General features: G+C 36.2%; 14 protein-coding genes. 6 read left to right on the top strand and 8 right to left on the bottom strand.

Going from position 1 to position 12,549, the window contains the following annotated elements; translation table 11 throughout:
- Window positions 1–46: 46 nt before the first annotated feature.
- From IGJ52_RS02250 to IGJ52_RS02240, 3 genes are read right to left on the bottom strand one after another with little or no spacing between them, the layout of a single operon-like run.
- Window positions 47–781, bottom strand: a complete 735-nt coding sequence (locus IGJ52_RS02250; RefSeq protein WP_010830772.1) for a phage antirepressor KilAC domain-containing protein — start codon at window positions 779–781, stop codon at window positions 47–49.
- Window positions 782–826: 45 nt separating this feature from the next.
- On the bottom strand, window positions 827–1,114 hold the full coding sequence (locus tag IGJ52_RS02245; RefSeq protein WP_002370867.1) for a hypothetical protein: 288 nt from the start codon (window positions 1,112–1,114) through the stop codon (window positions 827–829).
- A 3-nt stretch (window positions 1,115–1,117) separates the two neighbouring features.
- Window positions 1,118–1,294, bottom strand: coding sequence for a helix-turn-helix domain-containing protein (locus IGJ52_RS02240; RefSeq protein WP_002370869.1), 177 nt, complete (start codon window positions 1,292–1,294; stop codon window positions 1,118–1,120).
- Window positions 1,295–1,560: 266 nt separating this feature from the next.
- Between IGJ52_RS02240 and IGJ52_RS02235 the strand changes: the two genes are divergently transcribed.
- The 3 genes from IGJ52_RS02235 (at window position 1,561) to IGJ52_RS02225 (ending at window position 3,985) form a co-directional block, all read left to right on the top strand.
- Window positions 1,561–1,914, top strand: coding sequence for a helix-turn-helix domain-containing protein (locus IGJ52_RS02235; RefSeq protein ID WP_002370871.1), 354 nt, complete (start codon window positions 1,561–1,563; stop codon window positions 1,912–1,914).
- A gap of 15 nt (window positions 1,915–1,929) precedes the next feature.
- Window positions 1,930–2,694 carry an ImmA/IrrE family metallo-endopeptidase gene (locus IGJ52_RS02230; RefSeq protein WP_023894908.1) on the top strand — a complete coding sequence of 255 codons (765 nt, stop codon included), beginning with the start codon at window positions 1,930–1,932 and terminating at the stop codon, window positions 2,692–2,694.
- Window positions 2,695–2,803: 109 nt separating this feature from the next.
- Window positions 2,804–3,985 (top strand): tyrosine-type recombinase/integrase, encoded by a 1,182-nt coding sequence (locus IGJ52_RS02225; RefSeq protein WP_438791861.1) that lies wholly within the window; start codon window positions 2,804–2,806, stop codon window positions 3,983–3,985.
- A gap of 281 nt (window positions 3,986–4,266) precedes the next feature.
- On the opposite strand, the gene pepV is transcribed toward IGJ52_RS02225, so the two are convergent.
- The 3 genes from pepV to IGJ52_RS02210 all read right to left on the bottom strand — a co-directional run bounded on the left by pepV (window position 4,267) and on the right by IGJ52_RS02210 (window position 8,308).
- Complete coding sequence (gene pepV / locus IGJ52_RS02220) at window positions 4,267–5,682, bottom strand: dipeptidase PepV (RefSeq protein WP_002358655.1); 1,416 nt, start codon at window positions 5,680–5,682, stop codon at window positions 4,267–4,269.
- Window positions 5,683–5,815: 133 nt separating this feature from the next.
- Window positions 5,816–6,550, bottom strand: coding sequence for a pseudouridine synthase (locus IGJ52_RS02215; RefSeq protein WP_010824393.1), 735 nt, complete (start codon window positions 6,548–6,550; stop codon window positions 5,816–5,818).
- A 108-nt stretch (window positions 6,551–6,658) separates the two neighbouring features.
- A complete protein-coding gene (locus IGJ52_RS02210; protein WP_002364837.1) occupies window positions 6,659–8,308 on the bottom strand; it encodes a putative polysaccharide biosynthesis protein in 1,650 nt (549 codons plus the stop codon).
- Window positions 8,309–8,511: 203 nt separating this feature from the next.
- Here IGJ52_RS02210 and IGJ52_RS02205 point away from each other — a divergent pair, with 203 nt between their 5' ends.
- Window positions 8,512–10,038: a UDP-N-acetylmuramoyl-L-alanyl-D-glutamate--L-lysine ligase gene (locus tag IGJ52_RS02205; RefSeq protein WP_002371461.1), complete on the top strand. Its 1,527-nt coding sequence runs from the start codon at window positions 8,512–8,514 to the stop codon at window positions 10,036–10,038.
- A 65-nt stretch (window positions 10,039–10,103) separates the two neighbouring features.
- Here IGJ52_RS02205 and IGJ52_RS02200 read toward each other — a convergent pair whose 3' ends face one another.
- Window positions 10,104–10,676, bottom strand: a complete 573-nt coding sequence (locus tag IGJ52_RS02200; protein WP_002358653.1) for an alpha/beta hydrolase — start codon at window positions 10,674–10,676, stop codon at window positions 10,104–10,106.
- Between the two features lie 30 nt (window positions 10,677–10,706).
- Between IGJ52_RS02200 and IGJ52_RS02195 the strand changes: the two genes are divergently transcribed.
- Both IGJ52_RS02195 and IGJ52_RS02190 read left to right on the top strand, forming a co-directional pair.
- Window positions 10,707–11,681 carry a ring-cleaving dioxygenase gene (locus IGJ52_RS02195; protein ID WP_002382960.1) on the top strand — a complete coding sequence of 325 codons (975 nt, stop codon included), beginning with the start codon at window positions 10,707–10,709 and terminating at the stop codon, window positions 11,679–11,681.
- Window positions 11,682–11,793: 112 nt separating this feature from the next.
- Window positions 11,794–11,967, top strand: a complete 174-nt coding sequence (locus tag IGJ52_RS02190) for a hypothetical protein (protein ID WP_002355495.1) — start codon at window positions 11,794–11,796, stop codon at window positions 11,965–11,967.
- Window positions 11,968–12,041: 74 nt separating this feature from the next.
- Here the strand turns inward: IGJ52_RS02190 and IGJ52_RS02185 are convergent, their stop codons facing one another.
- The gene (locus IGJ52_RS02185) at window positions 12,042–12,512 is read right to left on the bottom strand and encodes a C-GCAxxG-C-C family protein (RefSeq protein ID WP_002384891.1); all 471 of its coding nucleotides are present in this window, start codon (window positions 12,510–12,512) and stop codon (window positions 12,042–12,044) included.
- Window positions 12,513–12,549 lie beyond the last annotated feature (37 nt).

Here is a 12,549-nt window from a genome sequence, read left to right as displayed (position 1 = left end):
CAAATCAACAGGATTATTGTGTCGAGAAACATTATCCACTTCATATCTAAACTCCCACTCTATCAATTTCATCAAAAAACTTATCTAGAATGTATCTTTGTCCTTTTCCAGTAATTTTTGGTGTTTTTTTAATAGAAGTTTGCCCATTAGAATGAACGATGGTAGTTTCTTTAATTTCAAATATTTTTAATTCCATTGATCTTTGTGTTGGTACATTGAAGCTCGTTCCTCTTCTTTTGATTAGATATCCTCTTTTTCTCAACCAATCAAACAATCGATTCTGTCCAATATCAAAACCATTTTGTTTTAATATTTTTGCCATGTCATTAACTGAAATACTAGTTTCACTGGCACTTACTGCATCAGCAAATAATGCTTTTGGCCTCAATTCTTGATTTTCCAGTTCTAACTTTTCAATTTTCTTCTGTTGAAATTCAAGAGCACGTTTAGTCACCATTTCTGGACTATTCCAAAACTTTTCTAGCTGAATAAAATATTTACGAGCTTCTTTTCCTTTTTCTGTTTTAGTTAACATTGAAATATGCTTTGCAACATCAAGTTTCAATACATAGTCAGATACATATTGAATATTTCCATTCCCTCCTGAGACAGGTGTACCTCCAGGTACACTCGTAAAATCTTCTTCTTTTATAAACATTTCATCATACTGTTTCCACCAAGCGCTAAATCTTTTCTTTATACCTAAAAATCCATATAAATCTCTAGCACTTACTAACTGTTCATCATTTTCATTAGTTGTAACTTTTATTAATTGATTCACTAGACATACCCCTTCCTTTTGTATTTTTATAGCCCGCCCGACTTATTAATATTGAGTATTTTCATGAATCCATTTTTCAACCAATTTTTTAGGATATTTTTCTTTGCCTTCCTTAACAATTTTAGGAAATCCACTAGCATATCTATAATGTTCATCAAACGTCTTTACATCACACTTCAAAATTCTTTTAGAAACTTCATTTCGGTTTAATAATTCTTCATCTTGATTTTCAGATAACTTTCTTTCTATTATCGGAAGTGTTATTTCTAAAAATTTAGAAGCAATCCATTCAAAAAATTTTTTTGTGCTAATTGAATCAAATTGGATATTCATTACTTACACCTCTTCCAAAAACTCTCTAATTTTCTTAATTTGTTTTTTTGGTTGAACTCTACCGTTTAGAATTCTAGAAAGATATCCTTCGTTGATTTCCAACTTTTCCGCTAGCCAAGCTTGATTTTTGCCCTTAACAGCTAGAGTAATTGCGACTTCTTTTTTTAAAGTCGTTTTCACTTATCTCACCTTCTTTTATAAAATTAGCAAGAATATTTACAAATATTGTTGACAAAAGTATAAAATGTAGTACAATTAATGCATACAAAATACACCTACACATCACATTAATTCTTGCTGGGGAGCTGTTTTAATGCGTATTGTTTAGTACGTTATTTTGTAAATATTCTTGCTTACGAGATAATAATAACTACATTTTATACTTTTGTCAATAGAAAAAGCATAAAATTTTATATTTTCTCAGGCAAAATTTTGAGGTGCTTAGAATGACACTATTTGAGAGAATAAAAGAGTTATCTGCAAAGCGTGGAAAAAACTTAAAACAAGTCGCAAAAGAACTAGGTTATAGTGAAAACCTATTTTATCAGTGGAAGAAAACTACACCAACTGCTGATAAATTGCAAAATGTGGCAGACTATTTTAATGTTACAACTGATTATCTATTGGGTAGGGAAACATCTGGTATGCAAAAATTAGACCCAGAAGAAGATGAGTTAATCGTAATGTTTAGAAAAAATACTGCTGGTATGAATGATGAAGAAAAGAGAGAATTCAATGAATCACTAGATAAATTAATGTCTGTTGCAAAAGACTTATTTGAAAGAGACAAGAAAAAATAAAAAGGACTGTTGCTGATGTATAATAAAAAAATGTTAGAATACAGAGATGTTGATTCAGAAGATTACAATAATTATTCAGAAAATGCATTATTTCTTTTAAAAGTTATTTCAGATTGGGCAGCCATACCTATTTCCGAAATAACTTATCATGAAGTTATAGATTATTTTGTTAATAACTTCAATATTGAAATTGTATTTTTCGATGATAACGACAGGATAATTAATCCAGATTACAAATTTATCAACGACACCATTTACAAAATTTACCCGACATTTAAAGAAAGAGTTTCTGGGTTTACTGTAACTGATGGATATAATTATAAAATATTTTTGAACTTCGATATGATGAGACATCGTCTGATATTCACTATTTTACATGAGTTAGCCCACATATATTTTCATTGCTCTTCAAAAAAGTATATGCAAATTTTTGCATCATTAAATATTGAAGATCATTATCCTAAAGAAATACTACCGTTTGAAGATGAAGCAAATATAATAGCATCTATTTTATACTTAAATGACACTAAACTAATTAATTATATATTGGAAGGAAATTCGTTCCACAGTATAATGTCTCTTTGTAAAATTAGCAAAGCTGCACTACACTGCAGAATAATGAACTATTTAATACACAACATAGGATTAAACAAAAACACTGCTCTATTCAAATATTTAAATCCTTATAAAGAAGAAGTATTCGGGCAAACAGCATTAAAAAATTTACAATCCATAATTTCTTATCCTAGCTTTATAAAAAGATTAAACCGAGAAGCTTAACTAAAGTTAAGCTTAAAAAAATCCACAAAAAAAGAACATACATTCGATTTAAAGGAGGTGATGCCACCCTTTTTAATAGCCTGCCCGGCAATAGAAAGGAATTTTAATAATGGCAAATAAATATAAACCAACAAAATATCCTGGTATTTTATCTTACGAAACAAAAAGAAACGGTACTATGTATCGTATACGAAAATCTGTAACAATTAACGGTGTAAAGACCCCATTTGATGAGTCGAAATTCAAAACGCTAACTGCAGCAAAAGCTAGATTAAAAGAGATTGATGATTTAGCTTTAAGAAACGAAACTGGTATACTATTAAACCGCAAATTAACTGTAAATGATTATTGGGAAAAATATGCTAATAAAAAAGTTGTGCAGAAAGTATGGTCTAAGGACACTAGACTAGGAAACGATTCCTTGTACAAAAACCATATAAAACCAAAATATGGTAACTTACCACTTATTCAATTAAACAGAAATGACTACGAATTATATATTGTAGAATTACTTAAAAAGTTAAGAAAAGATTCTGTTCGTTCTATCCACATAGCTTTCATGGCCATGCTAAATGATGCTGTTTACTGCGGTGTGATAGAAAGAAATAGGCTTCAACGTGTGTATATTGGTGACGCAGAAAAACCTGCCAGAAACAAACATCTGAGCCTTGACGAATACTGGTCTTGGATGGATACTGCAAAAAGAATACTAACAAAATACGAATACTCATGTGTGTATCTATGTATTTATGGAATGAGACGTGGTGAAGTATGTGGTATAACACCTAAAGTAATTAGTCAAAATGAATTAACAGGTAATCTGATGATTCATTTAGAAGATAGTAGGACGAATGCCACATCTAAAGATGGTCAAAGTAAAGGCGGAGTTAAAACAGCTGAAAGTGAAAGGTATATCGCACTTGATGAACTAGGCACCCAAGCCTTGAACACTGTCTTAACTGAAGCAAGAGAAATCAAAAAAGACTTTGGGGAAATACTACATCGAGATGACTTTATACTTATTAACCCTAGAACAGCGAAGCCATTTCACCCTACTCAATTGAATAGATGGTTTGATAGAGTTTCGAAAGAATGTGGGATCAAAGCTACTCCTCATATGCTAAGACATTTTTTCACAACTCAAGCAGCTATAGCAGGAGTTCCAAAAGAACATGTTGCCGCTTATCTAGGACACACTGATAAAGTAATGACAGAAAAATATACACACTTAAAATATGAAACGGCTCCGAGCGTAGTGAGTGCAGTTTCGGAGCGTTTGAATAAGCGTTAATAAATAGTTGTGGCGTTTTGACTAAAGTAGGTTAACTCCACAACTTTATAGCTTAATTAAATTTAAAATGCTTTAATATCAATATTTATTAATGATAATATCACGTTAAAAAGCAAAAAAATAGGTTGTGGAGTTTAGACATAATCAGTCAAAACTCCACAACTTTATCACAACAAATACTAACTATTAATCACTTTTATTCATTTCTTTAAAATTGATAATACCATATTGTCAACATTTAAAAAGGAATGAAAAGGAAGTGAATGGATTTAAAAATCTATTTACTTCGCTAAACGATAAATCGCATCTGCATAAATAGCAGCTGCTCGGAATAAGTCATCTAATTCCATAAATTCGTTGGCTTGGTGCATTGTGTCTGTGTAGCCAGGGAACATTGCGCCATAGGCAACACCACGTTTTAATAAGCGGCCATAAGTACCGCCACCAATGATTTGTTCTTGGCCTTTTTCGCCTGTATGGTCTTCGTAAACTTGTAGTAACGTTGCCACCAATGGATCATCAACTGGTACATAATGCGGTTCTTGGTTGCGATCTCCTTGTGTTGCAGTGACCGTTTCACCGACTGTTGCTTGAACTTTTGCTTGTAATTCTTCTGCTGAAGTTCCTTTTGGATAGCGGAAGTTTAATGTTACTAAGCTATTTTCAGGATTTTCTGGATCAAAGTTAACAATCCCAGCGTTCATTGTCAATTTACCCATTTTTTCGTCTTCAAAAGCCACGCCTAATTTTTCACCATAAAAATCTTCATGGATAAATTCAGCAATGGTATTAATAAAGCTATATGCGCCTTCTGCAAAGCTGTAATCATTTAAGAAAGTTGCCAAGAAAGTCGCTGCGTTAATTCCAGATTGTGGGCTAGCACCGTGAGCACCTTTACCAACTACATGGAAAGTCACTGTTTTATCTGAAAGTTCTGCGTTACCTGAAATTTTTGCTTCTTGTTTGATGAATGTTTCAAAGCTAGCAGCTAGTGAAGCCGCTTCGTCTGCTGAAGCAGCCGTTACAACAGCATCTGCTGTTCCCGGAACCATGTTTTCACGTAAGCCAGATTTGAAGCTTTCTAATTTATAATCAGCACCGTTACCACCTCGGAAAGTTAAACGAATAGTCACATTTCCTTTTTCCCCATTAATAATTGGGAACTCAGCATCTGGTGAGAAACCAAAGTCTGGCGCTTCTTCATGTTGGAAATAGTAATCCATATCGCCCCAGCCGCTTTCTTCGTCACTTCCTACTACGAAACGGATTTTTTTAGACACGGGTAAGCCTAATTCTTTGATAATTTTCATTGCGTAATAAGCAGCCATACTTGGGCCTTTATCATCGCTTGCACCACGTGCATAAATTTTGCCATCTTTAATGACTGGTTCATAAGGATCTGTTTCCCAACCATCACCAGCAGGAACAACGTCCATATGACCAAAAATTCCTAACGTTTCGTCGCCTTCACCATATTCAATGTGTCCAGCGTAATTGTCGACATTTTTCACCGTAAAGCCATCACGTTCACCATACGCTAACATGTGTTTTAAGCCAGCAACTGGTCCAGGTCCAAAGGGCGCTTCAGGTGTTGCTTGCGCATCATCACGTTCACTGTTGATCCGTAATAAGTTTTGTAAATCTTCTAATAAGTCGTCTTTACGTGCTTCGACTTCTTTTGTCCAATCAATTGTCATTTGTTGTCACTCCTATTCATAAAGTTCTACATAGTCAATCATACCATTTTATGCAGAAAAAGAAAGAAACCCGACACTATTTTTCGAGAAAATTTTTATCTTTTCCGCAGAAAGTGCTGGGTTTTTGTTTATTTTAATTGAGGTATGATTGTTTAGGTTGTAGTTGTTGCAATTCGTCTTCTGTTAAGGGCCGATATTCCCCTAGTTCTAACGTTTCATCTAACCATAGTTCGCCCATTCGTAATCGTTTTAAATACGTCACAGGTTTGCCTACAGTGGCTAACATCCGTTTGACTTGATGGAATTTTCCCTCTTGAATCACTAAACGAACTACGGAAGTCCCTTCTTCCTCATTGATCGTCTCAATGACTAAACGACTTGGTTTAACCATTTCTCCATCTTTCAAGGCAAATCCTTGCGCAAACAGTTGACAATCTTCCGCTGTCACAAGTCCCTCAACTTCAGCTAAATATTCTTTATCCACATGCTTTTTGGGTGATAATAATTGATGCGCTAACTGGCCATCATTTGTTAATAGAAGCAAGCCTTCAGTATCTTTATCCAAGCGACCAACTGGGAACAAGTCGGCACGGTAATCCTGATCAGTTAACAAGTCAATTACCGTTTCATCTCGCTGATCTTCCGTCGCAGAAATGACACCTTGTGGTTTATGCAACATGTAATAAAAGAATTTCTGATACGTAAGAATTTCTCCCATCAAGGCAATTTGATCTGTTTCTTCATTTACTTGTGTTTTGGCTTCTTTTACGACGTCACCATTCACCGTAACGACTTTTTTCTTTAACAATTGTTTGATTTCTTTACGACTACCGATACCAACATCGGCTAAAAATTTATCTAAACGCATCGTCATTCCTCTTTCCTTTAAAAAAATAGCTTGGGACATAAATCGAATCGATCGATGTCTCAAGCCTTGTCTCTTAAGAGAATCTGCTGAAAGGAGTTCAATCAGCTATTATTTAATATTGAATTTTGCACGTAATTTTGCGGCATTTTTCCCTAATAAACGATCAGCTAAGCGAATCTTCAAGACCGAATAGCCATAAAAAGCGCCTCCTGCAGCAGCCACAATTACAACGATAATGAAGGCTTGGAAACGTCTAGTTGGATCTAAAAATAGATACAAGAACTGACGGAAAATCAAAGCGATAATCATCATGATGACTGTAATACAGAACATTAATAATGTTCGCCGTAAGGTTAATTTGTAATTAAAACGTGTCACTTGACGAATTCTTCTTAGAATCAATACGCAAGAAACCGTAAAGCCTATCATCGTTGCTAATAACGGACCGTAAACTTCAAATAAACGGATTGCGGGGAATTGCACGATTAATTTCACTGCTAAACCAATTCCTAAATAACGCATTGCGTCACGATTTTCATACATCCCCATCAACATATTTGACACTAACATATACAAGCCCAAGAATAAACTAGCGTAACAAGCTTGCACTAATAAAGAAGTGCCTAAAGCATCTGGCATGTAAAAAACAGTGTATAGTGGTTGCGCTAAAACAATCATGCCGAACGTTGCTGGCAACATTACAAACACAAAAAGTTGTAAATTATTACTAATCAAACGCGCTAACTCACGGTGATTTTTTAAGGTGACCGCTTCTGTAATTAACGGTAATCCAGTAGCCGAAATCGAAGTCGCTAAAGCCACGACAATCATGGTTAATTTGTCCGGATTGGCATTAAAAATACCGAAAAGCTCTCGTAATTGGGTATCTGAATAATCCGTAAACAAACGCATAAAGTTTGAGAAAGTAAACTGATCGACAAGTTTAAAGACCGTCACACCTGAGCCAACTACGATAAAAGGAATCGCCTCTTTAAAAGTTTCAATCAATAACTCTTTTGGGGCAATCTCATGTTCATTGGCGCTGTGTTCTTCTAAATAATCAAATAATGGTTTTTGTTTGTACATGTAATAACCTAAAACCGCAAAACTTGCGAGCATCCCAATAAATGCCGCAAAAGTGGCTTGAGTCACCGCTGTAACGTAATTACCTTCAAAGACTTTCATGATAATAAAAGCGGTTAATAACATGTAAAAAACTCGTGCTACTTGTTCAACAATTTGTGATAAAGCAAAGGGCATCATTTCTTGATTTCCTTGGAAATAACCGCGAATGACACTCATGCTTGGGAAAACTAAAACGGCTAAACTTAATGAACGCATTGTTGGAACTAATTCAGGACCTCCGCCAGACAAAGCTGCTAATGCCGGAGATGCCAAATACATCACAATAGCAAAAACCACACCTAAGCCACCCATTAGTTGTAAGGCACGATAAAAAAGCTGTCGACTAATTTTATATTCGTTCAATGAATTATAATGCGAGGTCTGCTTGGCAATCGCACCTGGAATTCCGGCGGTAGAGATCATTAGGAATAAGGCATAAATCGTATACCCCATTGAAAACAAACTGTTCGCTTCGTTTCCGTGCTCGCCCATCCAAGCGTACCAGGGGATGATGTAAATCGCCCCTAACATGCGGGAGATAATATTACTAGCTGTCATCCAAGCTGAGCCTTTGACCATTTTTTCTTGGTTCGTCAGGATTGGTTGATCAACTGAATTTGGTTGATTGATCATTTTGTCCTCCAATATTCTTTGAGTATGCTTTCTTTATTTTAATTGTTCATCTTGGGATATGCAACGACTTTCTCGAAGAATTATCCTATTTTAACATTTCTCATGGATTTTCTCACGCTAACGAGATGGTTTTTTTAAAAGAAAAATAATGCTATAATGACATCAGTTTTGAAATTTCGTTGAAACGTTTGGAGGCAAAAAAAGTGACGATTTCATTATTCGCAATTCGCGATTGCTTAGAAAAAGAAGATTTATTAAAAGAATTTATTTCACCAGAAGGCTGGCACTTGACCCTTTCCGACACGTTAGGTCAACGAGAAGTAACGGCTCTTTCTTACGATTCGAGAGACGTAACAGCAGAAACACTCTTTTTTTGTAAAGGATTAAACTTTAAAGAAATCTATTTAGAAAATGCTGTAAAAGACGGCCTAGAAATTTATGTTTCTGAGGTGCCTTATGAGGTTCCGGCGCAACTAGGAATTATCGTGACTGACATTAAAAAAGCAATGGCTGTGTTAAGCATGGCTTTTTATGATTATCCACAAAATAAATTAAAACTGATTGGCTTTACTGGAACCAAAGGTAAAACAACAGCGGCTTATTTCACCAAATATATTTTAGATGTTGCTACACAACAAAAAACAGCCTTGCTTTCTACCATGAATTCGACATTAGATGGCAAAACATTCTTTAAATCTGCATTGACTACACCCGAATCTTTGGACTTGTATCGAATGATGGCAACCGCTGTTGCTAACGGGATGACTCATTTTATTATGGAAGTTTCTTCCCAAGCCTACAAAACTAATCGTGTCTACAAGCTGTTTTTTGATGTCGGCATTTTTTTAAACATTACCCCCGACCATATCAGTCCAATTGAACATCCAACCTTTGACGATTACTTTTATTGCAAACGTCAATTGATTACACATTCTAAAGTCATTGTGTTGAATCACGAAGCTGATTATTTTCCATTACTTAAAGAAACTGCACAACAGCAAAAAGTCCCAGCCATTGTCTATGGCAGTCAGCCGGCTCCAGAAGTAGACTATTCATTCGCTGTTTCTTCAGAGGATTCCTTACGTTTTATCGTTGAAAGTCCTGCAGATGCGTTAGGATTGGCCGGCTCTTATCACCTTCGTTTAGGTGGTGATTTTAACAAAGGTAATGCGTTAAGTGCGGCGATTGCTAGTGTCCTTGTGGGAGCTTCAAAAGAAGAGTGTCAACAAGGAATCGCAGCAACCACCGTCCCTGGCCGGATGGAATCTTTAACGAATACCAACGGTGCAACCGTCTATGTTGATTACGCTCATAATTATGACAGTTTGAAGAATCTTTTAACCTTTGTCCGTGAAGAACATCCTGACGGCCGCTTAATTGTTCTTGTCGGTAGCACGGGAGACAAAGCGATTTCTCGCCGCAAAGACTTTGGTAGGGTTCTTTCTGAATTGGCTGATGTTGCAGTCCTAACAACCGATGACCCAGCCAGTGAAGATCCAGCAAAAATTTGCCAAGAAATTCAAGCCCATATTACCAAAGAAATGCCTGTTTACACCGTTTTAGATCGTGGCGAAGCAATTGCTCACGCATTATCTTTAAGCACAACGGCTGATGATGCGATTGTCTTAGCTGGTAAAGGTGCCGACCTTTATCAAAAAGTAAACGGCGTAGATGAACCTTACGCAGGAGACTTTGCTCTTGCGGAAGCTTTCATTAATAAAAAGAACTAAATCATTTAAACACACATGAAAAAAACAAGCTGCAACCACTTATCAACAGAGGTTGCAGCTTGTTTTTAAAGAACTTCTTTTATTTTCGTTACTTCTTCTTCCGATAAACCATGACCGCCATCCACTAGTAAAAAGTCGACTGGAAAATGTTTCTTTAATTGATTAGCTAAAGAAAGAACTTGTCCCGGAATACTCAACTCATCCTGAGCCCCTGTTGTGACAATCACTTTTGTCGCAAACTCACCAGATACATATTGATAGCCTAAATTGCTTGGATGCAGTAAAATAACAGTGTTAGCAATAGTCGGGTTCTTTTCTAACAGGCCTAAAATAAAATTGGCACCGTTAGAGTACCCTATAAAAATAACTTCATCGTATAACTTTTGCGGTTGCCAAACTTCTTCTAGAAACGCAGTCACTCGCTCATCAAAGTTAGCACGAGGTAAGGCTCCATTAACTAATGGCGCAAAAAAGCGTCGCTGTTCGCCTACACCTTCTGTCCCTAAGTAACTTAGAACACTCGCTTCTGGATAAAGGGTTGCGATGGTCGTTAATAATTGATATTCATTGCCACCAGTACCATGGAAAGCGACAACTAATTGATTAGGTTTCGACCCTTTTTGAAAAAATTGTTTCATTTAATAAACCTCCAAGAAAGGAATTTTACTATGTATGCACAAATTCATCACATCTCTATTTTAAATCGATTGATAAAGCCTACATTTGACTTCTATCATAATACACTGGGATTAAAATTACTAATGAAAACGATCAACCAAGATGACCACACCATGTATCACTTATTTTTCTCAGATAATGAGCAACGAACAGGTACCGAATTAACTTTTTTTGAATTGAATGATGGCCAAGATCAATCATTTGGGACAAATACAATTGAACGAACTATTTTAAAAGTACCAACGCGCGCCTCTTTGGATTTTTGGGCAGAACGTCTTGAGCAAGCGGGTATCTGCCACTATGGTGTGGAAACATTTAACCAACACCCAATTTTGCGTTTTGAAGCGCCCGATAATACACAAATGGCGCTTGTTCCGTTACGTGAATTTGAAAATGCGGAAGATTATTTTCCAGCTGAGCATGCTGAAATTCCAGTAGAACATGCAATTTTAGGCATTGATGCAATTCAATTACGCGTCCAATATGCCGCAGCTACCAAACAACCTTTAGTGGATTATTTACATTGGCATGAAAAAGAAACAGTACCTTTTTTTGAAACTGCACATGAAGTAACTGTTCTGGAAAATCATCATCCACAGTTTTATCAAGAGGTTCATATCATTGATGACCGAACCAATCCGCTTGCCATTGAAGGAATTGGTGGCGTTCATCACGTCGCCTTTGGGGTGGAAGATACGCAAGAATTAACGCAAGTTGATAGCCTGTTGGATGAAAAGAATTTTACAAACTCAGGAATTAAAGACCGTGAATTTTTCAAATCATTGTATTTTAGAGAACCGAACCACTTATTATTTGAAGTAGCCACACAAAAAGGCCTGCTAGATGCCGAAGCCTATGAAAATCAAAGTTCAAACTTTGATGAAATCCCCCTTTATTTGCCTCACTTTTTGGCAGATCAAAGAGAACGAATCGAAGCGATTTTAGCACAACAACGCCATGAGTAAACAAAAATAGCGGTTAGAACCGCTATTTTTGTTTTTTAATATCCTATTATTGCCCTTTTTTGAAAAAAAGGAGTACACTAATAGTAGATGAACTGCGCAAGGAGGTGAGTACATGTTATCTAAGGAAGAAGTTCTACACTTATTGAACGAAGCAAAAAAAGAAGTCGATCGTTTAGAAACAAACCGCCAAGAAGATTTAGGTAATTCAATCAACTATATTGAAAATGAATTACAGCTCCAACGTGTCTTATCTCAAGTGGAAGCTTATGAAAAAGTGCTTGGTTAATTGATTACGCATTAGATGAGAGAGGAGCAACCAGATTCATTCACCGAATCTGGTTGCTCCTCTCTCATTTTTTACTAGACTAATTCGTAAGCAAGTTCTCGTGCAATAATTTTTGCGGTTGTTTCAGCGATTTCCCCAGTAAAGCCAATGCATTGTTCCATATGCTCAGGTGAACCCATCGTCATTTTACTTGTCAAAATACTGCAGCAAACCACTCGATGCTTTTGTCGAAAACTTTGATGCAATTCGTTGGCTAAAGCCATCGTTTTATTTACTTGTTCTCCTTTGGCTTCTGTCCGACCAAAAAAGTAGCCCAGACACATAACCCCGCCTGAAAGAGCACCACAAATACACTTCGCTCCTCCAACACCTACAGGAAACCCAGAAGCCATGGCCACAGCTTCAATGGGAATCTCCGCATCGAAGTGTTGCCGAATGGTCGCCACAATCGCTTCCGAGCAATAAAAATCACCGTTACGATAATAGGCTTCCGCTTCTTCCCTGATTGCTTGTAAACAAATTCTCTTTTTCAAAATGCCCTCCATTCTGTATCCGCTTTCATTTTATGAATAAAAGGACGCC

It is taken from the genome of Enterococcus sp. DIV1758, assembly GCF_051711985.1.
GTDB classification, from domain to species: Bacteria; Bacillota; Bacilli; order Lactobacillales; family Enterococcaceae; genus Enterococcus; species Enterococcus faecalis.
The sequence above is the reverse complement of the archived record's forward strand: the minus strand, read 5'-3'. Positions and strand labels throughout refer to the sequence as shown.